The following is a 23,628-nucleotide window of genomic DNA, read 5'->3' as shown; positions in this document are numbered from 1 at the left end:
TCGTCGGCCCCGTCGGTGATGCCCTTCAAGGTGGTGGCGAGCGCGTCCCGGTCGGCCGCGCCGGCGGCGACGGTGACCGTACGTACCTCCGCACCGCGCTCGGCGAGCGTACGCAGCACACCGGCGGCGGCGTCCCCGGCCGACCCGGCCAGGGCCTCGGGCACGACGACCAGCCAGAGCCCGGACAGCCGGTGGTTGGTCGGATCGTCAGCCTGGGACTTCCAGGTGACCCGGTAGCGCCAGCCGTCGACCGTGGACTCCTCACGGCTCTGCCGCCGCCAGGAGGAGAGACCCGGCAGGACGGTCCCCAGCGATTGGATGGCCTCGGGCGTGTCGAAGGCCAGCGCTTCGGCGAGCGCCGAGACGTCCTCACGTTCGACGGCATCCCAGAACCGGGCGTCGACCGCACTTTCCGCAGCCTGCTCGCCCGCTTCGACGGGGGCGGCCTCGGGCCAGAAACGCTGCGACTGGAAGGCATAGGTGGGCAGGTCCACGCGCCGGGCACCCGTACCGGCGAACACCGCGTCCCAGTCGACGGTCACACCACGGACGTACGCCTCACCGAGAGACAGCCAGAACCGCTCCAAACCACCCTCGTTGCGGCGCAGCGAGCCCAGGACCGCTGCTTCGCGGCCCGTGTCCTCCACGGTCTCCTGCATCCCGACGGTCAGCACCGGGTGAGGACTGGACTCGATGAACACACCGAAACCCTGATCCAGGAGCGTGCGGGTCACATCCTCCAGCTCGACGGTCTGCCGGAGGTTGCGGAACCAGTACCCGGCATCCAACTCCGGTCCGTTCACCCACTCCCCCGTGACCGTCGACAGGAACGGCACCCGCGCGGCCCCAGGAACGATCGGCGCGAGCAACTCGGCCAGCTCGTCCTTCAACAGATCGACCTGCGCCGAGTGCGACGCGTAATCCACCGCGATCCGCCTGGCACGAATGCCATCGGTCTCGCAGGCGGCCAGGAGTTCCTCCAGCGCCTCGACCTCACCCGACACCACCACCGAGGACGGGCCGTTGACAGCAGCGACAGAGATCCGCGCCTCACCCCACCGGGCGATCCGCTCACGAACCTCGACGGCGGACAGGGGTACCGAGACCATGCCGCCCAGACCGGCCAGCACCCGACCGATCGCCTGACTGCGCAAAGCAACAACCCGGGCCGCATCCTCCAACGACAGGATCCCCGCCACACACGCGGCAGCGATCTCACCCTGCGAATGACCGATCACCGCACCCGGACGCACACCCGCCGCCCGCCACACCTCGGCGAGGGAGACCATGACCGAGAACAACGCCGGCTGGACCACATCCACCCGCTCGAGGGACGGCGCGCCGTCGACGGCGCGGAGCACGTCCACCAACGACCAGTCCGTGAACGGCTCCAACGCCTTCGCACACGCATCGATCCGCTCCGCGAACACCGCGGACGAGTCCAACAGACCCGCCGCCATCCCCACCCACTGCGAACCCTGACCCGGGAACACGAACGCGGTCCTGCCACCGATCACCGAACCGGTCACCACACCAGCGGCCATCACACCCGACGCCACCGCACCCACACCCGCCACGTGATCACCCAGCACCACCGCCCGGTGATCCAAACCCGCACGCGAGGACACCAACGACCAACCCACATCCACCGGACCCACACCCACCGCACCCGGCAACCACCCCGCCAGACGCTCAGCCTGCGCCCGCAACGCCATCGCACTCTTGCCCGACAACACCCACGGCACCACCGGCAAACCCACACCCGAACCAGGCTCCGGCGCCTCCACCTCCGGCGCCTGCTCCACGATCACGTGCGCGTTCGTCCCACTGAACCCGAACGACGACACACCCGCACGACGCGGGTGGTCCGTCTCGGGCCACGTCGTCCGCTCCGTGAGCAGCTCGACCGCGCCGGACTGCCAGTCCACGTGGGGCGAGGGCTCGTCGACGTGCAGGGTGCGGGGCAGGACCCCGTGCCGCATGGCCAGCACCATCTTGATCACGCCGGCCACGCCCGCCGCGGCCTGGGTGTGCCCGATGTTCGACTTCACCGAGCCCAGGAAGAGCGGCTGCCCTTCGGGGCGGTCCTGACCGTACGTCGCCATCAGGGCCTGGGCTTCGATCGGGTCGCCGAGCGAGGTGCCCGTGCCGTGGGCCTCCACCACGTCGACCTGATCGGTGGAGAGCCGCGCGTTGGCGAGGGCCTGTCGGATGACGCGCTGCTGCGACGGGCCGTTCGGGGCCGTCAGGCCGTTGCTCGCGCCGTCCTGGTTGATCGCGGAGCCACGGACCACGGCGAGCACCGGGCGTCCGTTCTTCCGCGCGTCGGAGAGTCGTTCCAGGAGCAGGACGCCCACTCCTTCCGCCGGGCCGAAGCCGTCGGCGCCCGCAGCGAAGGCCTTGCAGCGGCCGTCCGTGGACAGTCCGCGCTGCTTGCTGAACTCCACGAAGAGTCCGGGCGTGGACATGACGTGGACGCCGCCGGCGACGGCCATGGAGCACTCCCCCGCCCGCAGGGCCCGCACCGCGAGGTGGAGGGCGACGAGGGAGGCCGAGCAGGCCGTGTCGACGGTGACCGCCGGGCCTTCGAGGCCGAAGGAGTAGGAGAGCCGGCCCGACAGCACGCTGGAGGCGTTGCCGGTGCCGAGGTGGCCCGCGTAGTCCTCGCTCGCTTCGAGCAGTGGGGTGAGGTAGTCGGAGCCGTTCATACCGACGAAGACGCCGCTGCGGCTGCCGCGCAGGGTGTGCGGGTCGATGCCGGCCCGCTCGAACGCCTCCCAGGAGGTTTCCAGGAGCAGGCGCTGCTGCGGGTCCATCGCCATGGCCTCGCGCGGTGAGATTCCGAAGAAGTCGGCGTCGAACGCGGAGGCACCGCCGAGGAACCCGCCTTCTCGGGTGGTCGAGGTCCCCTGCTCGTCGGGGTCGTCGGAGAACAGGTGGTCCAGGTCCCAGCCCCGGTCGGTGGGGAACGCCGTGAGGGCGTCGCCGCCGGCGGCGAGCAGGTCCCAGAGTTCCTCGGGCGAGCGGACGCCGCCGGGGAAGCGGCAGCTCATGGCCGTGATGGCGACGGGCTCGTGGGCCTGACTCTCGATGTCCCGCAGACGTCCGTACGCCTCGTCGAGATCCGTCGTGACCTTCTTGAGGTATTCGCGGAGCTTTGCTTCGTTCGCCACTGGCGCTTCACCTATTCGCGTGATCGAGACCGTGGAGGGACGGCTCAAGAATTCAAGGGAGTTCCGGGGAGGCCGGACGGATCCGGGGAGTTCCGGGGAGATCGAGTGAGTTCGAGTGAGTTCGAGTCAGATCAGGGGGCTGGGGGATCCCGAGGATATTTGAGGAATATCGGCAAGCCCGGGGCCGTACCGCCGAAACAGGGGTTCCGGCGGTACGGCCTGGGGCCGGTTGGGGTTCAGCCCTGGCCGAACTTCTTGTCGATGAGCGCGAACAGCTCGTCGTCGCTCGCGTCCTCGATCTCTCCGGCGCCCGCCTCGTCGTCCGTCCCGCGGGCCTCGTTCCACTGGGCCAGCAGGGTCTGGAGACGCACCGCGACCCGTGCGTGGGCCGCGTCGTCGCCGGCCGCCGCCGCGAGTTCCGTCGCGTCCAGCGAGGAGAAGGTGCTTTCGAGGCGGTCGAGTTCCTCCAGGACGGAGAGCTTGCGACCGCTCGTCCCCTCGGGGGCGAGCTCACCCAGTACCTGCCGGGCGAGTGCGGCCGGGGTCGGGTAGTCGTAGATCAAGGTGGCCGGCAGCCGGAGCCCGGCGGCCGCGCCGAGCCGGTTGCGCAGCTCGACCGCGGTCAGCGAGTCGAATCCCAACTCCTTGAACGCCTGCTCCTCCCCGATCTGTTCGGCCGACCGGTACCCGAGTACGGCGACGACCTGCTCGCGCACCAGGTCCAGTACGGCCCGCTCCCGCTCGGCGGGCGCCAGCCCGGCGAGCCGCTGCGCCGGCGACGGCTCCCCCGCCCCGTCGGCGGTGGTCGCGGGCGCGCCGTCCGCGTGGGACGCGACGGACGTCGTCGTCGCCCGGCGCCGCTGCCGGACGGGCGTCCGGACCAGGCCGCGGAACATCGGCAGGATCCCGCCGTCCGCGGCCCGGGCCCGCAGGGTCGGGAGGTCGACGGCCACGGGCAGCAGGACCGGCTCGCCGTCCGCCGCGAGGGCGGCGTCGAAGAGCGCGAGGCCTTCCTCAGCCGACAGCGGCGCGACACCGCCGCGCGCGGCCCGTCCCCGCTCCGCGTCGGTGAGCCGGCCCGCCATGCCGCGCTCCTCGGCCCACATGCCCCACACCAGGGACAGCGCGGCGAGCCCGCCGGCCCGGCGGTGCCGGGCGAGCGCGTCCAGGAAGACGTTCGCCGCTCCGTAGTTGGCCTGACCCGCGCCACCGAGGGTGCCGGCGGCGGCCGAGAAGAGGATGAACGCAGACAGGTCGAGGTGACGGGTCAACTCGTGCAGGTTCAGCGCCCCGTCGACCTTGGGCCGCATCACCCGGTCGACGCGCTCGGGAGTCAGCAGGTCCACGACTCCGTCGTCCAGGACGGCCGCCGTGTGGATGACCGCCGTCAACGGACGCTCGGCCGGTACGGAGTCCAGAAGCGCGGCCAGCGCGTCCCGATCGGCGACGTCGCACGCGGCCCAGGTGACCCGCGCCCCCAACGCAGTGAGCCGCGTCGTGAGTTCGACCGCCGTCTCCGTGTCGCCGCCCCGGCGGCCGGTGAGCAGCAGGTGTCGTACGCCGTGTTCGGTGACCAGGTGGCGGGTCAGGAGACCGGCGAGCCCGCCGCCGGCTCCGGTGACCAGGACCGTACCGCGGGTGTCGATGCGGCTCTTCGTGTCGTCCCCGGCCGTCGCGTCGCCGGCGGCGTCCATCCGGGCCAGCCGCGGCACGTACAGCATGCCGTCGCGTACGGCGAGTTCGGGCTCGTCGCTCGTGAGGGCGGCCGCGAGGGCCCGCCCGGAGGCGTCGCTCTCGTCGAGGTCGACGAGCACGAACCGGTCGGGGTGCTCGGTCTGCGCCGCGCGCAGCAGACCCCACACCGGGGTGCGGGCGAGGTCGCCCGCCTCGGTGTCGGTGTGCGCGGCCACGGCTCCCCGGGTGACGAAGGCGAGGCGCGTACCGGCGAAGCGGCCGTTGTCCAGCCAGCCCTGCACGGTGGCGAGCGCCCGGTGCGTCACCTCGTGCACCTCGTCCGCCGTCGGGTGGACCGGGGTGCGGCCGGCGCTCGCCATGAACGGCACGATCACGGTGTCGGGTGCCGCCCGGCGCCCGGCGGTGACGGCCTCGTCCAGCGCCGCCAGGTCCTCGTACGTCGCGACGGGGACCCCGGCGCCGCCCAGGGCGGCGGCGAGGAGGGCGTGGGCCGCCTCGTCTGCGGCGGTGTCGCCGATGACCGCGAGGGTCGTGGCGCCCGCACGGGCCGGCGCCGTCGTCCGCACCCATTCGAGGCGGAACAGCGAGTCGTGGACCCCGTCGGGGGCTGCCACCGCGAACCGCTCGACGTCGAGCTCCCGGGTCACCAGCGCCGCGACGGACGCGACGGGCACGCCCTGTTCGTCGGCCAGTTCGACGGACACGGTGTCCGCGACGCCGCCCGGGATGATCCGCAGGCGCATCGTGCCGGTGGCGTCCACGCCCGTCGTGTGAAGCCGTACTCCGCGCCATGCGAGCGGTTCGCGGAGGGTGGCGGTGGCAGTGACGGCCAGGGCCTGCACCGCCGTGTCGAGGAGAGCGGGGTGGAGGGTGAACCCGGTTGCCGAGGAGCGCAGTTGGTCGGAGAGATCGACCTGTGCGAATACCTCTTCGCCGCGCACCCAGATCCCGCTCAGGGTCCTGAGCTCCGGCCCGTGGTGGAGTCCGGCGACCGCGAGGCGCTCGTGCACGTCCTCGACGGAGACCTCCACGGCGTCGGCGGGCGGCCACTCCTCGGTACCGGCCGTGGTGACACCGCCCCCGGCCGCGAAGTCGGCTTCGGACTCGGCCTCGGTGAGGAGACCCGTGGCGTGGCGGGACCAGGTCCCGCCGTGCGCCGCGGAGCCGTCCGCCGCCTCGGGCCGGCTGTGCACCTGGACGGTGCGACGTCCGGCGCCGTCCGTCCCGCCGACGGTGACCCGCAGTTGTACGGCCCCGTCCTCCGGCAGCACGAGCGGTGCCTCGTTGGTCAGCTCCTCCAGCCCTCCGCAACCGGCCTCGGCCGCCGCCCGCAGGGCGAGTTCGACGAAGGTCGCGCCGGGCACGACCACCGAGTCGGCCACGACGTGGCCGGCCGGCCACGGGTGCGTACGCCGCGACAGCCGGCCGGTGAACAGGAACCCTTGGGTGTCGGGCAGTTCGACCGCCGCGCCGAGCAGCGGGTGCCCCGCCGACTCGATGCCGAGCGAGGCGGCGTCCTCCAGCGCCGCGAAGGAGTCGATCCAGTAGCGCTCGCGCTGGAAGGCGTACGTCGGCAGGTCGACGCGGCGCGCGCCCGCCTCGGAGTAGAAGGCGGTCCAGTCGACGGTGACGCCGCGGACGTGTGCCTGCGCGAGGGCGGTGACGAGGGTCTCGACCTCGGCGCGTGCCTTGCGGACCAGGGGTACGAACGTGGCCGTCGCATCGGCGAGGCAGTCCTGGGCGAGGGCGGTGAGGATTCCGTCGGGGCCGAGTTCGAGGTACGTGGTCACGCCGGCGGCTTCCAGGGTGCGGACGCCGTCGAGGAACCGGACGCCCTCGCGGACGTGTCGGACCCAGAAATCGGCCGAGCCCATCTCGTCCTCGGTGACCAGGGCGCCGGTCAGGTTCGACACCACCGCGATGCGCGGAGCGGCGTACGTCAGGCCTTCCACGACGCGGCGGAAGGCGTCGAGCATGCCGTCCATGTGCGGCGAGTGGAACGCGTGACTGACGCTGAGCCGCTTGGACTTGCGGTCGGGGAAGGCCGCCACGACCGCCGTCGCGGCGTCCTCGTCACCGGCGATCACCACCGACTGCGGGCCGTTGACGGCGGCGATGCTCACCCGGTCGCTCAGCAGCGGCAGGACCTCGTCCTCCGACGCCTGAACGGCGACCATCACACCGCCGGCCGGCAGCGCCTGCATCAGCCGACCACGCGCCGCCACCAGGGCGCACGCGTCCTCGAGGGAGAACACTCCCGCCACGTGCGCGGCGACGATCTCACCGATCGAATGCCCCGACACGAAGTCCGGCCGCACACCCCACGACTCCACCAGCCGGAACAACGCCACCTCGACCGCGAACAACGCCGGCTGGGTGTACTCGGTCCGGTCCAACCGATCGACGTCGTCCCCGAACAGTGCTTCCTTCAACGGCAGATCGAGCAGCACGTCCAGGTGGGCGCAGACCTCGTCGAGGGCGTCCGCGAACACCGGGAAGGTCTCGTACAGTTCACGCCCCATCCCGATCCGCTGGCTGCCCTGCCCGGTGAACAGGAACGCCACCTTCTGTTCCGCGTTCGCCACGCCCCGGGTCAGCTCGGCGACGGAGTCGCCCGCCGCGAGCGCCGTCAGCGCCCCGCGGTAGTCGTCCTCCCCTCCCGCGACGATCACGGCGCGGTGGTCGAGCAGAGCCCGGCCCGCCGTGAGCGAGTGACCGACATCCACCGGCCGAGCCCCGCAGTCTCCGGCGAGGTGGCCGAGGAGCCGAGCGGCCTGGTCGCGCAGAGCGCCCTGCGTACGGCCCGAGAGGATCCAAGGCCACGTGCCGGAGGCCTCGACGTCCGTCGCATCGGGTGCCTCAGGTGCCTCAGGTGCCTGCTCCAGGATGGTGTGGGCGTTCGTGCCGCTCACACCGAACGAGGACACGCCGGCCCGGCGCGGGCGGCCGGTCTCCGGCCACGCCCGCTGCTCGGTGAGGAGCTCGACGTCGCCCGCCGTCCAGTCGACGTGCGGGGTGGGCCCGTCCACGTGCAGGGTCCGCGGCAGCGTCCCGTGCCGCATGGCCATGACCATCTTGATGACACCGGCCACACCGGCCGCGGCCTGCGTGTGCCCGATGTTCGACTTGATCGAACCGAGCAGCAGCGGCTGCCCGTCGGACCGGTCCTGGCCGTACGTGGCCAGCAGCGCCTGCGCCTCGATCGGGTCGCCCAGCTTCGTGCCGGTGCCGTGCGCCTCCACGGCGTCGACCTCGGCGGCCGACAGGCCCGCGCCGGCCAGCGCCGCGCGGATGACCCGCTGCTGCGAAGGACCGTTCGGCGCCGTCAGACCGTTGCTCGCACCGTCCTGGTTCACGGCCGAGCCGCGCACGACCGCCAGCACCGGATGCCCGTTGCGGCGGGCGTCGGACAGCCTCTCCACGAGCAGCATGCCGACGCCCTCGCCCCAGCCCGTACCGTCCGCGCCGGCGGCGAAGGCCTTGATCCGGCCGTCCGAGGCGAGGCCGCCCTGTCGGGCGAACTCGACGAACGCACCCGGTGTCGACATGACCGTCACACCACCGGCCAGAGCGAGCGAGCACTCGCCGCTGCGGAGCGCCTGGACGGCGAGGTGCAGGGCCACGAGCGATGCCGAGCACGCGGTGTCGACGGTGACGGCCGGGCCTTCCAGGCCGAAGACGTAGGAGAGGCGGCCGGAGACGACGCTCGCGGAGTTGCCGGTGCTCATGAAGCCGTCGCCGCCGTCTGCGGAGTTCAGCACGAGCGACAGGTAGTCCTGACCGTTGGTGCCGACGAACACGCCGGCCTGGCTGCCCCGCAGGGACGACGGGTCGATGCCGGCCCGCTCGAACGCCTCCCACGAGGTTTCCAGCAGCAGGCGCTGCTGCGGGTCCATGGCGAGGGCCTCGCGCGGCGAGATGCCGAAGAAGCCGGGGTCGAACTGCGCCACGTCGTAAAGGAATCCGCCTTCGCGGGCGTACGGGGTCTCCTGCTCGGAGCGCGGCCCGAAGAGTTCCTCCGCGTCCCAGCCCCGGTCGGCCGGGAACTCGCCGATGGCGTCACCTCCGGCAGCCAGCAGTTGCCACAGGTCCTCGGGGGTGCGCACGCCGCCGGGGAAGCGGCAGCTCATCGCGACGATCGCGATCGGATCGTCATCGGCAGCCGTGGCCGTTGCCGTCGCCGTCGCCGTCGCCGTCGCCGTCGCCGCGAGGGTGCTCACCGCTCGCTCGGCGCCGAGCAGCTCCCCGCGCAGGTGGTCCGCAAGGTCGGCGGAGGTCGGGTAGTCGTAGATCAGTGTGGCCGGGAGGCGCAGTCCGGTGGTGGAGCCCAGCCGGTTGCGGAGCTCGACGGCGGTCAGCGAGTCGAAGCCGAGTTCCTTGAACGCCCGTCCCGCGCCGACGCTTTCCGCTCCGGCGTGGCCGAGGACAGCGGCGACCTCCTTGCGAACGAGGTCCAGCAGCAGCCGGTCCCGCTCGACGACGGAAAGTCCCGTCAGCCGCGACACGAGGGACTGCCGACCATCACCCGACCGGTCGGACGAGCCCGCGTCGAACCCGCCTGAGGGGAACGCGGCGCGGGCCTCGGGCAGTTCGGCGAGGAGGTTGCCGGGACGCGCGGCGGTGAAGCCGGTGGCGAACCGGTCCCAGTCCACGTCCACGACGGTGACGACGGTGTCGTTCGCGTCGAGGGCGCGGTGGAGGGCCTTGATCGCCGACCCGGCCGCCATGGGCGGTACGCCACCCTTGCGCATGCGGGTGTCGAGCGCGCCGTCGGCGGCCATGCCGCCCTCGGCCCACGGGCCCCACGCGATCGACGTGCCGGCCAGGCCGTCGGCGCGGCGCTGCTCGGCCAGGGCGTCCAAGTAGGCGTTCGCAGCGGCGTAGTTGGCCTGACCGGCCGTGCCCCACGTACCCGTGACGGAGGAGAACAGCACGAAGGCGGAGAGCTCGATGCCCAGCTCGACGGTCAGCTCGTGCAGGTTGAGGGCGGATTCCGCCTTGGCCCGCAGCACGGACTCGAACCGCTCCGGCGTCAGAGCGTCCAACACGCCGTCGTCAAGGATCCCGGCCGTGTGCACGACCGCCGTCAGCGTGTCGGCCTCGGTGGCCAGCAGCGTGCGCAGCGCGTCCCGGTCGGCGGCGTCGCACGCCACCACCGAGACCTCCACACCCAGCCCGGACAGCTCGGCGGCAAGCTCGGCGGCCCCGGGGGCGTCCATGCCCCGGCGGCCGGCCAGCACCAGGCGCTCCGCGCCCGCGCCGGCGAGCCAACGCGCCACCCGACCACCCAGGGCGCCCGTACCACCGGTCACCAGCACCGTCCCGGACGGCGTCCAGGACTGGTCGCCCTGAACGGCGGCGGCACGGACCAGGCGGCGACCGAAGACGCCCGAGGAACGCACCGCGACCTGGTCCTCACCGGCGGCTCCCCCGGCCAACACCCCGACCAGGCGAGCCATCGCCCGCTCGTCCCACACCTCGGGAAGGTCGACCAGACCACCCCAACGCTCGGGCGCCTCCAACGCCGCGACCCGACCCAGACCCCACACCTGAGCCTGGACCGGCGAGACCAGCCGGTCCGAACGACCCACACTCACCGCTCCACGGGTCAGGCACCACAGCGGCGCCCCGACCCCTGCATCACCCAACGCCTGTACCAGGGCGGACGTCGCGACGACACCGTTGGACTCGTCCCACGCGAGCAGGGACACCACACCGGCGACGCCCACCGCACCGGACAGCAGCCCGGTCAGCGCTGCCCGATCGGGACCGGACTCGACCACCACGCGGCTGACCTCAGCCCCACGCCCGGCCAGCGCACCCACCACGGCCGTGTCGTCTACGCCTTCGGCAGGAACGACCACCAGCCAGGACCCGGACAGACCCCCTCCAGTGCCACCGACGTCCGCCAGCGGCTTCCACGACACCCGGTATCGCCATCCGTCGATGTCCGACCGCGTGCTCGCCGTCCCGCCGCGTCGCACGAGCGCCGCTTCCGGCCAGTACCGGCTGCGCTGGAAGGCGTACGTCGGCAGGTCGACGCGCACGGCGCCGTTCCCGTGGACCGCCTGCCAGTCGACGGAGATCCCACGGACGTGGCTGCCGGCCAGAGTGGCCATCGCCGTTTCCGTCTCGGATCGTCCCTTGCGCAGGAGCGGCGCGAACACCGCGCTCGGCTCGGTCACGCACTCCTGGCCGAGGGCGGACAGGACTCCGTCGGGACCGAGTTCGAGGTACGTCGTGACGCCCGCCGCCTCCAGGGCCCGGATGCCGTCGAGGAAGCGCACGGCCTCGCGGACGTGCCGGACCCAGAACTCGGCCGAGGTCATCTCGTCGGTGACGAGGGCGCCGGTCAGGTTCGACACGATCGGGATGTGGGGAGCAGCGAACGTCAGCCCCTCCACCACCCGGCGGAAGTCCTCCACCATGCCGTCCATGTGGAGCGAGTGGAAGGCGTGGCTGACCGTCAGCCGCTTGCTCTTGCGGTCACCGAGTGACTCCACCACCGCGACGGCGGCATCCTCGTCACCGGCGATCACCACCGACTGCGGACCGTTGACGGCCGCGATGCTCACCCGGTCCGTCAGCAGCGGCAGGACCTCCGCCTCCGACGCCTGAACGGCGACCATCACGCCACCGGACGGCAGCGCCTGCATCAACCGACCACGCGCCGCCACCAGGGCGCACGCGTCCTCAAGGGAGAACACTCCGGCCACGTGCGCGGCGGCGATCTCACCGATCGAATGCCCCGACACGAAGTCCGGCCGCACACCCCACGACTCCACCAGCCGGAACAACGCCACCTCGACCGCGAACAACGCCGGCTGAGTGAACCGCGTCTCGTCCAGCAGAGCCGCATCCGACCCGAACAGCACCTCCCGCAACGGCACTTCGAGATCCAGACGGGCGAACACGGCGTCCAACGCATCGGCGAACACCGGGAACGCGTCGTACAGTTCGCGCCCCATGCCCAACCGCTGACTGCCCTGGCCGGTGAACAGGAAGGCGACCTTTCCGCCGACCGGCGAGCCCGTCACCACTCCGGCCGCCGTGTCACCGTCCGCCAGGGCCTCGAGCCCGGCCAGCAGACCCTCACGGTCCGTGGCGACCACCGCCGCCCGCTCGTCGAACGCGGACCGTCCGGTGGCCAGGGTCCGGCCGACGTCGGTCAGCGACAGCTCGGGGTCGGCGAGGAGCCGCGTCCGCAGGTTGTGGGCCTGCGACCGGAGTCCCGTCCGGCTCTTCGCCGAGATCACCAGCGGCATCGGCACCCGCAGGGCGCTCGGCGCCACGGATCCGGCGTCGCCCGCGCCGGGCGCCGTCGGCGACAGCTGCGGCGCCTGCTCGATGATCGTGTGGGCGTTGGTGCCGCTGAAGCCGAACGAGGAGATGCCGGCCCGGCGCGGACGGCCGGTGTCCGGCCAGGGCCGCCGCTCGGTCAGCAGCTCGATGTCGCCCGCCTGCCAGTCCACCTGCGGGGAAGGCTCGTCGATGTGGAGGCTCTCGGGAAGCTCTCCCTCCTGCATCGCCATCACCATCTTGATGACGCCCGCCACACCCGCTGCGGCCTGCGTGTGCCCGATGTTCGACTTGATCGAGCCGAGCAGCAGCGGCTGCCCGTCGGGCCGGTCCTGGCCGTACGTGGCCAGCAGCGCCTGCGCCTCGATCGGGTCGCCGAGGGTCGTGCCGGTGCCGTGGGCCTCGACGGCGTCCACGTCGGCGGCGGTCAGACCCGCGCCGGCCAGCGCCTGCCGGATCACCCGCTGCTGCGACGGACCGTTCGGCGCCGTCAGACCGTTGCTCGCACCGTCCTGGTTCACGGCCGAGCCGCGCACGACCGCCAGCACCGGATGCCCGTTTCGGCGAGCGTCGGACAGCCGCTCCACGAGCAGCATGCCGACGCCTTCACCCCAGCCCGTACCGTCCGCGCCGGCGGCGAAGGCCTTGATCCGGCCGTCGGCCGCAAGTCCGCGCTGACGGCTGAACTCGATGAACGTGCCGGGCGTGGACATCACGGTCACGCCACCGGCCAGAGCCAGGTCGCACTCACCCTGCCGCAGCGCCTGGATCGCCCAGTGCAGCGCGACCAGGGACGACGAGCAGGCCGTGTCGACGGTGACCGCCGGGCCTTCGAGGCCGAACACGTACGACAGTCGGCCGGACACCACGCTCGCCGCGTTGCCCGTACCCAAATGCCCTTCCAGGCCCGCCGGTTCCTCCAGGAGTACCGACAGGTAGTCCTGTCCGTTGGTTCCGACGAACACCCCGGCCTGGCTGCCGCGCAGCGTCTCGGGGTCGATGCCGGCGCGCTCGAAGGCCTCCCAGGAGGTTTCCAGCAGCAGGCGCTGCTGCGGGTCCATGGCGAGGGCCTCGCGCGGCGAGATGCCGAAGAAGTCGGCGTCGAAGTCGGCGACGTCGTAGAGGAATCCGCCTTCGCGGGCGTACGAGGTGCCCTGCGCGCTCGGGTCGGCGTCATAGAGGGCGTCGAGGTTCCAACCACGGTCCAGGGGAAGGTCGGAGATCGCGTCGGTGCCGGATGCCAGCAGTTGCCAGAGGTCCTCAGGCGTGCGCACTCCGCCGGGGAACCGGCAGCTCATCGCGACGATCGCGATCGGGTCGTCGTCGACGGCCTTGACCGTCGGGCCCGCCGTCTCGACCTGGGTTCCGAGGAGTTCGGAACCCAGGTGGGCGGCGAGTGCGGCCGGGGTCGGGTAGTCGTAGACAAGGGTGGCGGACAGCCGCAGTTCGGTGGCCGCGCCGAGTCGGTTGCGGAGTTCGACCGCCGTGAGCGAGTCGAACCCGATCTCTCGGAAGGCCCGTCCCGCCTCGACGTCCTCGGCACCGGAGTGGCCGAGGACCTCGGCGACCTGGGCGCGAACGAGGTCGAGGAGGAAGGCCTCCCGGTCACCGGCGGGCAGGCCCCGCAGGTGCCCGGTGAGCGACGAGCCCGCGCGCTCGGTACGGTCGCCCGCGTGGTCCGCACCACGGGTGACGGCTTCGGCCTCGGGCAGGTCGGCGAGCAGTTTGCCGAGCCGTACCGCGGTGAAACCGGGGGCGAACTTCGCCCAGTCGAAGTCGACGACCGTCAGTATCGCCTCGTCCGAACCGACGGCCTGCCGCAGGGCGGTGATCGCGAGGTCGGCGTTCATGGGCGGTACGCCACCACGGCGCATCCGGGCGTCCATCGCCTCGTCGGCGGCCATACCGCCATCGGCCCACGGGCCCCACGCGATCGACGTCGCGGCCAGCCCGGCCGCCCGACGCTGCTCGGCAAGCGCGTCCAGGTAGGCATTCGCAGCCGCGTAGTTGGCTTGACCGGCGGAGCCGATGGTGCCGCTCATCGACGAGAACAACACAAAGGCAGAAAGCTCGATGCCCAACTCGACCGTCAGCTCGTGCAGGTTGAGCGCGGACGTCGCCTTGGCCCGCAGCACCGACTCGAACCGCTCCGACGTCAGAGCGTCCAACACCCCGTCATCGAGAATCCCGGCCGTGTGAACAACCGCCGTCAGCGTGTCGGCCTCATCGGCCAGCAGCGCACGCAACGCGTCCCGGTCGGCGGCGTCACACGCCACCACCGACACCTCCACACCCAACCCCGACAACTCAGCAACCAGCTCAACAGCCCCAGGAGCATCCACGCCCCGACGACTGGTCAACACCAGACGCCCGGCACCCGCCCCGGCCAGCCAACGCGCCACCCGACCACCCAGCGCACCCGTACCACCGGTCACCAAAACCGTCCCTGACGGCACCCAGGAATCCGTACCACCGGCCACCGCACGCACCAGACGACGCCCGAAGACCCCGGAGGAACGCACCGCGACCTGGTCCTCACCGGTAGAACCACCGGCCAACACACCCGCCAACCGGCCCATCGCCCGCTCGTCCCACACCTCGGGAAGGTCCACCAGACCACCCCAACGCTCGGGAACCTCCAACGCCGCGACCCGACCCAGACCCCACACCTGCGCCTCAACCGCCGACACCAGAACGTCCGAGCGACCCACACTCACCGCACCACGCGTCAGGCACCACAACGGCGCCTGCACCCCGGCATCACCCAACGCCTGCACCAGAACAGCGGTGTCAACAACATCCACCGCCCCACCCGAAGCCAGCAGCGACACCACACCCGCCACAGCCCCGACACCCGACAGCAGACCCGTCAGGGACACCCGGTCGGTACCCGGCTCGACCACGAGCCGGCGCACCTCGGCCCCACGCCCGACCAGCGCACCCGCCACGGCCGCGTCATCGACACCAGCCTCGGGAACCACCACCAGCCAGACACCCGACAACCGCGCGCCCGCACCGGCATCCGTCAGCGGCTTCCACGTCACCCGGTAGCGCCAGCCGTCGACCTCCGACTGTTCTTGTCCCTGCCGGCGCCAAGCCGACAGGGCGGGGACGAGGTCGCTGATGCGTGCGTCGCCGGCCACGTCCAGTTCGGACGCCAGCGACGTCAGGTCGCCGCTCTCCACCGCGTCCCAGAACCGCGCGTCCACCCCGTCGACGGCCGGAGCGGAGGCGCTCGGGGCGTTCCAGAGGATGGTCTCGGGCCAGTAGCGCTGTCGCTGGAAGGCGTACGTCGGCAGTTCCACGCGCCGGGCGCCCGTACCGGCGAAGTAGACCGACCAGTCGACCTCCACTCCCCGCACGTGCACCCGGGCCACGGCGGTGACGACGGTCTCCGCTTCTCCCCGGTCCGCACGCAGAACGGGAACGAAGGCGGTGTCCGCGTCCCCCGTCAGGCACTCCTGGGCGAGGGCGGACAGCACACCGTCCGGTCCCAGCTCCACGAACGTCGTCACACCCAAGGCTTCCAGGGCGCGTACGCCGTCGAGGAAGCGGACGGCTTCACGGACGTGCCGGACCCAGAACTCCGCCGAGCCCATCTCGCCATCGGCGACGGGAGCGCCGGTCAGGTTCGACACGATCGGAATGCGCGGCGCCGCGAACGACAGCCCCTCCACCACCTGGCCGAAGTCCTCCAGCATGGCATCCATGTGCGGCGAGTGGAACGCGTGACTGACCGCGAGCCGCTTGCTCTTCCGGTCACCGAGGGACTCCACCACCGCGACAGCGGCATCCTCATCACCCGCGATCACCACCGACTGCGGGCCGTTGACGGCCGCGATGCTCACCCGATCCGTCAGCAGCGGCAGGACCTCCGCCTCCGACGCCTGAACGGCGACCATCACGCCACCGGACGGCAGCGCCTGCATCAACCGACCACGCGCCGCCACCAGGGCGCACGCGTCCTCAAGGGCGAACACTCCGGCCACGTGCGCGGCGGCGATCTCACCGATGGAGTGTCCGGACACGAAGTCCGGCCGCACACCCCACGACTCGAGCAGCCGGAACAACGCCACCTCGACCGCGAACAACGCCGGCTGCGTGAACCGCGTCTCGTCCAACAGAGCCGCATCCGCCCCGAACAGCACATCCCGCAACGGCACTTCAAGGTCGAGACGGGCACACACCGCGTCCAACGCATCGGCGAACACCGGAAACGCGTCGTACAGTTCGCGCCCCATTCCCAGCCGCTGACTGCCCTGGCCGGTGAACAGGAAGGCGAGGCCGCCGCTCGATGCCACGCCCTGCACGAGGCCCGGTACCGGTTCGCCGGCGGCCAGGGCGGTCAGGCGTCCGAGGAGGGCCTCGGCGTCCGACGGCGCGCCCAGCACGACAGCACGGTGTTCCAGGGCGGCGCGGTGCGTGGCGAGGGTGTGGCCGAGGTCGAGTGCACCGCTGGTCCCCGTGGCGGCGACCGCGTCGGCGGCGGCCGGGCGCAGGCGTTCCGCCTGGGCGCGCAGGGCGGTCGCGGTGCGGCCGGAGACCAGCCACGGCACGACCGGGACCCCGGGCCCGGTGGGCGTCGCCTGTACGGAGTCGTCCGCGGGTCGCGGGGCCTGCTCGATGACGGCATGGGCGTTGGTGCCGCTGTAGCCGAACGAGGAGATGCCGGCCCGGCGCGGGCGGCCGGTCTCGGGCCAGGCCCGCTGTTCGGTCAGCAGCTCGATGTCGCCGGCCGTCCAGTCGACGTAGGGGGTCGGCTCGTCGATGTGGAGGGTTTGGGGCAGTACGCCGTGGCGCATCGCCATGACCATCTTGATGACGCCGGCGGCGCCCGCGACGGCCTGGGTGTGGCCGATGTTCGACTTCACCGAGCCGAGCAGCAGCGGCCGGTCGGCCGGCCGGTCCTGGCCGTAGGTGGCCAGGAGGGCTTGGGCCTCGATCGGGTCGCCGAGGCGGGTTCCGGTGCCGTGGGCCTCGACGGCGTCGACGTCCGTGGCGGTCAGACCGGCGTCGGCGAGGGCTTCGCGGATGACGCGCTGCTGGGAGGGGCCGTTGGGGGCGGTGAGGCCGTTGGAGGCGCCGTCCTGGTTGACGGCGGTGCCGCGGACGACGGCGAGGACGGGGTGTCCGTTGCGGCGGGCGTCGGAGAGGCGTTCCAGGAGGAGGAGGCCGACGCCCTCGGACCAGATGGTGCCGTCGGCGGCCGCGGCGAACGCCTTGATGCGGCCGTTCTCCGCGAGGCCGCGCTGGCGGCTGAACTCGGTGAACGCGCCGGGGGTGGACATGATGGTCACGGCGCCCGCGAGTGCCATGGCGCACTCGCCGCTGCGCAGGGCCTGCGCGGCAAGGTGCAGGGTGACGAGCGACGAGGAGCAGGCGGTGTCGACGGTGACGGCCGGCCCCTCCAGCCCGAAGGTGTAGGAGATGCGGCCGGAGACGACGCTGGCGGCGTTGCCGGTGCCGAGGTGTCCTTCGAGGCCGTCGCCGTCGTTCAGCCACAGCTGGAGGTAGTCCTGGGCGTTGGAGCCGATGAACACGCCGGTGCGGCTGCCGCGCAGCGTCGTCGGGTCGATGCCGGCGCGTTCGAACGTCTCCCAGGTGGTCTCCAGCAGCAGGCGCTGCTGCGGGTCCATGGCGAGGGCCTCGCGCGGGGAGATCCCGAAGAAGGGGGCGTCGAAGGCGGCGGCCTCGTGGAGGAAGCCGCCCTCGCGGACGTAGCTGGTGCCCTCGCGGTCGGGGTCGTCGCTGTAGAGGGTGTCGAGGTCCCAGCCGCGGTCGGCGGGGAAGGCGGTGATGCCGTCGCGGCCTTCGGCGAGCATCCGCCAGAGGTCCTCGGGAGAGTTGATGCCGCCGGGGAAGCGGCAGTTCATGGCGACGACGGCGATCGGGTCGTCGTCCTCGCCGGCGCCCGTGGCGGCTGCCGTGCGACGGGACGCGGGTCCCGCCGTGCCGGCGGCGTCGTCGGTGAGGTCTCCGACGATCTCCTGGCGGAGGTACTGGGCGAGGGCGGTGGCCGTCGGGTAGTCGAAGACGAGGGTGGCGGGCAGCCGGCGGCCGGTGGCCTCGCCGAGGAGGTTGCGCAGTTCGACGGCGGTCAGCGAGTCGAAGCCGAGCTCCTTGAAGGACCGGCCGGGTTCGACGGAGGCGGCGCCCGGGTGGCCCAGCGCCGAGGCGACCTGCTTGCGCACGAGGTCGAGGAGCGTACGGTCCTGCTCGGCGGCCGGGAGCCCGGCCAGGGTCGCCCGCAGGCCGGAGGCACCGGCCGCGGCGCCGGTGCCGCCCGCGGCGCGGCGTACGGGGATCCGTACGAGTCCGCGCAGCAGCGGGGACAGGGCGCCCGCGCGGGCCTGCGTGCGCAGGCCGGGGAGGTCGACGCGCATCAGGACCGGTACGGGTTCGTCGATGCGGTGGACGAGGTCGAACAGGTCCAGGCCCTCGGCCGAGGTGAGCGGGGGCAGTCCGCCGCGGGTCATGCGACTGATGTCGGCGTCGGTCAGGCTGCCGGCCATGCCCGATCCGTCGGCCCACAGGGACCAGGCGAGGGAGGTGGCGGGCAGGCCGAGGGATCGGCGGTGTTGCGCGAGCGCGTCGAGGAAGACGTTGGCCGCCGCGTAGTTGCCCTGGCCGGCGCCGCCGAGGATGCCGCCGATGGACGAGAACAGCAGGAAGGCGGAGAGGTCGAGGTCGCGGGTCAGCTCGTGCAGGTTGCAGGCCGCGTCGGCCTTGGGCCGCAGGACGGCCGACAGGCGTTCGGGTGTGAGGGAGGTGATGATGCCGTCGTCGAGGACGCCGGCGGTGTGGACGACCGCGCCGAGCGGGTGTGCGGCGGGTATCGCCTCCAGTACGGCGGCGAGCGCGTCCCGGTCGGCGACGTCGCAGGCCGCCCAGGTCACCGATGCGCCGGCGGCGGTGAGTTCGGTGGTGAGCCGCTGTGCTTCGGGGGTGGATCCGCCGCGGCGGCCGACGAGCAGCAGGTGCCGTACGCCGTGTTCGGCGACGAGCCGGTGGGCGATCAGCCCGCCGAGGAGCCCGCCGGCGCCGGTGATCAGTACGGTCGACTCCGGTGCGTACGTGACGCCGGCGGTGGCCGGTCGGTCCGTGTCGGTCTCCGGGGTGTCCCGGGCCACCCGGGTGAAGCGCGGTACGTGGACGGTTCCGGCGCGCAGGGCCAGGCGCGGCTCGCCGGCGGTCACGGCGCCGGCGAGGGCGGCGGGCAGGGCGCTCGCGGAGGCCTCGGTGCCGTCGGTGTCGAGCAGGAGGATCCGGTCGGGGTTCTCGGCCTGCGCGGACGACAGCAGGCCCCGGACCGCGGCGTGGACGGGGTCGGTGACCGTACCGGTCACGCCGTCACCGGCTGCGACGGTGCCGCTGGTCAGGACGACGAGACGGGTGCCGGCGAACCGGTCGCCCGCGAAGGGCTCCTCGCCCAGCCAGGTTCGGGCCAGGGCGAGGGCGTGGTGCGCGGCCCGGTGCACGGCCTCGGCGCGGAAGTCGGGCGCGGTGGGGTGGGCGGCTTCGGTGTTCCGGTCTTCCGAGTCGGCCGCGGCCGGGTGTTCGGCCGCCGCCTGCCCGTAGCCGGTGAACACGACGTCGGGGACGGCCGCTCCGGCGTCGATCGCGGCCGCCAGTTCGGCCAGGTCCGCGTGGACGGTGATCGTGGCGTCGGCCGCGCCGGCGCCGAGGAGGGCGGCGGGCACCGCGCCGCCCAGGACCGCCCAACGGCCGGCGGTCGGGGTGGCGGCGGGGGCCGCGGGCAGCGGCGTCCACTCCGTGCGGAACACGGACTCGTGGTGGGCGGTGGCCGCCGCCCGGACCTGCTCGGCCGACACGGCCCGCAGGACGAGCGAGTCGACGGTCGCGACGGGCGCACCCGTCGGGTCCGCGATCTCCAGGCGGATGCCGCCGCCCCTGCCCGTCGGGGTGAGGTGCACGCGCAGTGCGTCGGCGCCGTTGGCGTGGAGGGTCACGCCGCTCCAGGCGAACGGGAGCCTGCCCTCGCCGTCGGTACCGCCGAGGACTCCGAGGCCCAGTGTGTGGAGCGCGGCGTCGAGGAGGGCGGGGTGCAGGCCGAAGTCCCCCGCGGTGGTGACGGATTGCTCGGGCAGGGCGACCTCGGCCCAGACGCTGTCGCCCTGCTGCCAGGCGGCGGTGAGCCCGCGGAACACGGGGCCGTAACCCATGCCGACGTCGGCGAGGTCGGCGTAGAGGCTCTCCGTGGGGAGGGGCTCGGCGCCCGCCGGGGGCCAGGGTCCGGCGGCGAACGGCGTCGGGGCCGCCGAGAGGGTGGCGGGGGCGAGGACGCCGCCGGCGTGCCGCGTCCAGGGCTCGTCGGCCGCGCTGTCCTTCGAGCGGGAGGAGAGGCTGAGGGAGCGGCGGCCACTGCCGTCGGCGTCGGGCGCGCTCACGTGCATCTGGAGCTGTACGCCGCCGCGTTCGGGCAGCACGAGCGGCGCCTCCAGCGTGAGTTCCTCGAGGACTCCGCAGCCGACCTGGTCGCCGGCCCAGATCGCCAGGTCGACGAAGGCGGTGCCGGGGAGCAGCACGCTGCCCATCACGGCGTGGTCGACGAGCCAGGGGTGGGTCGTCGAGGAGAGCATCGCGGTGAAGACGAGGCCGCCGGAGTCGGCGAGGGCGACCGTCGCTCCGAGCAGCGGGTGCGCGGCGCCGTCCAGTCCGGCCGCGCCGAGGTCACCGATCGGGCTGCCGGGCTCGATCCAGTAGCGCTGCCGCTGGAAGGGGTAGGTGGGCAGGTCGTCGACGCGTCCGGCACCGGTGCCGGAGAAGAAGGTCTGCCAGTCGACGCGGACGCCGCGGACGTGGGCCCGCGCGAGGGCGGTGACCAGCGTCTCGGCTTCGAGCCGGCCCTTGCGCAGGACGGGCACGAAGACGGCGTCCCGGGCCTCGGATTCCGCTGTGAGGCAGTCCTGGGCGAGGGCGGACAGGATCCCGTCCGGGCCGAGTTCGACGTACGTGGTGACGCCGGCGGCTTCCAGGGCCCGGACACCGTCGAGGAAACGGACGGCCTCGCGGACGTGCCGCACCCAGAACTCGGCCGAACCCATGTCGTCGGTGACGAGGGCGCCGGTCAGGTGGGAGACGAGCGGGATGCGCGGAGCGGAGAACGACAGGCCCTCCACCACCTGGCGGAATTCGTCCAACATGCCGTCCATGTGAGGCGAGTGGAAGGCGTGGCTGACCGTGAGCCGCTTGGACTTGCGGCCGGAGAAGGCATCCACGACCGCGACGGCGGCGTCCTCGTCGCCGGCGACGACCACCGAGCGCGGCCCGTTGATCGCGGCGATGCTCACCCGATCGGTCAGCAGCGGCAGGACCTCGTCCTCCGTCGCCTGCACCGCGATCATCACCCCACCGGCCGGCAGCGCCTGCATCAACCGGCCACGCGCCGCCACCAACGCGCACGCGTCCTCGATGGACAACACACCCGCCACATGCGCGGCGGCGATCTCGCCGATCGAATGCCCCGACACGAAGTCCGGCCGCACACCCCACGACTCGAGCAGCCGGAACAACGCCACCTCGACCGCGAACAACGCCGGCTGAGTGAACCGCGTCTCGTCCAGCAGAGCCGCATCCGAGCCGAACAGCACATCCCGCAGCGGGAGTTCGAGATCCAGCGACTCGCACACCGCATCCAGTGCGGCAGCGAACACCGGCTGGGAGTCGTACAGTTCGCGCCCCATCCCCAGCCGCTGACTGCCCTGACCGGTGAACAGGAAGGCGAGCTTGCCGCCGGTCGGGGTGCCCGACACCACTCCCGTCGACGGGCCGTCCTCGGCCAGTGCCGCGAGACCGGCCAGCAGGCCGTCGCGGTCGGGCGCGACCACCACCGCGCGGTCCTCGAACACCGCTCGGCCGACGGCCAGCGACGTGGCGACGTCCACGGGGTTCACCCCGGGGTGTTCGGCGGCGTGCGCGAGCAGACGTCCGGCCTGGGCGCGCAGGGCGTCCGGGGTCTTGGCCGAGAGGAGCCAGGGCACGACCGGGGTGGCGGTCGCGGGGGCCGCGGTCCCCTCCTCGGGGGTCCGGTCGGCTTCCGGGGCCTGCTCGATGATCGTGTGCACGTTGGTGCCGCTGACGCCGAAGGCGGAGACGCCGACCCGGTACGGGCGCCCGGTCCGCGGCCAGGCCTGCTGCTCCGTGAGCAGCGCGACCGCGCCCGCCGACCAGTCGACGTGCGAGGTCGGCTCGTCGACGTGCAGGGTGCGGGGCAGCACGCCGTGCCGCATCGCCATGACCATCTTGATGACGCCGGCGATACCGGCGACGTTCTGGGTGTGCCCGAGGTTCGACTTGAGGGAGCCCAGCCACAGCGGCCGGTCGGCGGGCCGGTCCTGGCCGTACGTGGCCAGCAGCGCCTGCGCTTCGATCGGGTCGCCGAGGGTCGTGCCGGTGCCGTGCGCCTCCACGGCGTCGATGTCGCCGGGGGTGAGGCGGGCGCTTTCCAGGGCTTGGCGGATGACGCGCTGCTGCGCGGGCCCGTTGGGGGCGGTCAGGCCGTTGGAGGCGCCGTCCTGGTTGACGGCCGAACCCCGGACGACGGCCAGCACGCGGTGACCGTTGCGGCGGGCGTCGGAGAGGCGTTCCACCAGCAGGACGCCGACGCCCTCCGACCAGCCGGTGCCGTCCGCCGCCTCGGCGAAGGACCTGCAGCGGCCGTCGGGCGACAGCCCGCGCTGCCGGCTGAACTCGACGAACACCTCGGGGCCGGCGAGGACGGTGACGCCGGCGGCCAGGGCCAGCGAGCACTCGCCCTGGCGCAGCGCCTGGACGGCCATGTGCAGGGCGACGGACGACGAGGAGCAGGCCGTGTCGATGGTGGCGGCGGGGCCCTCCAGGCCGAATACGTAGGCGAGTCGGCCGGAGACCACGCTGGAGGCGGTGCCGGTCAGGAGGTGCCCCTCGACGCCGTCGGGGAGTTCGCCCGAGCCGGCGCCGTAGGCGTTGGCGGACGCGCCGACGAACACGCCGGCGCGGCTGCCGCGCAGGGTCGCCGGGTCGATGCCGGCGCGCTCGAAGGCCTCCCAGGACGTTTCCAGCAGCAGGCGCTGCTGCGGGTCCATGGCGAGGGCCTCGCGGGGTGAGATCCCGAAGAAGGAGGCGTCGAAGTCGGGTGCCTCGTGGAGGAAGCCGCCGTGGCGGGCGTACGTGGTGCCGGGGTGGTCCGGGTCGGGGTCGTACAGCGATTCGACGTCCCAGCCGCGGTCGGTGGGGAACTCGGAGATGGCGTCGCCGCCGCTCTCGACGAGCTTCCACAGGTCCTCGGGGGATGCGATCCCGCCGGGGAAGCGGCAGCTCATGCCGACGATCGCGATGGGTTCGCGGGAGGCGTCGGTGAGCTCCTGGTTCCGGCGGCGCAGCCGCTCGGTTTCCTTGAGGGAGGCCCGCAGCGCTTCAACGACTTTTTCGTTCGGGGTGGTCATCAGTTACTCCGCACTTC

At 72.8% G+C, this 23,628-nt stretch carries 1 protein-coding gene and 1 pseudogene; both read right to left on the bottom strand.

Going from position 1 to position 23,628, the window contains the following annotated elements; translation table 11 throughout:
* Positions 1 to 3,134 (bottom strand): annotated as a pseudogene (locus ACFY0I_RS33375) (type I polyketide synthase); the annotation flags it as partial.
* 275 nt (positions 3,135 to 3,409) lie between these two features.
* A complete protein-coding gene (locus tag ACFY0I_RS33370; RefSeq protein ID WP_388902766.1) occupies positions 3,410 to 23,611 on the bottom strand; it encodes a type I polyketide synthase in 20,202 nt (6,733 codons plus the stop codon).
* Positions 23,612 to 23,628: the final 17 nt, after the last annotated feature.

Source organism: Streptomyces sp. NPDC001568 (genome assembly GCF_042893755.1).
In the GTDB taxonomy this organism is placed as follows: domain Bacteria; phylum Actinomycetota; class Actinomycetes; order Streptomycetales; family Streptomycetaceae; genus Streptomyces.
This window is presented reverse-complemented; position numbering and strand designations above follow the sequence as displayed.

What these genes read in the sequence shown, in the direction of transcription:
- ACFY0I_RS33370 (WP_388902766.1), bottom strand. Translation starts at nt 23,611, where the DNA reads ATGACCACCCCGAACGAAAAAGTCGTTGAAGCGCTGCGGGCCTCCCTC.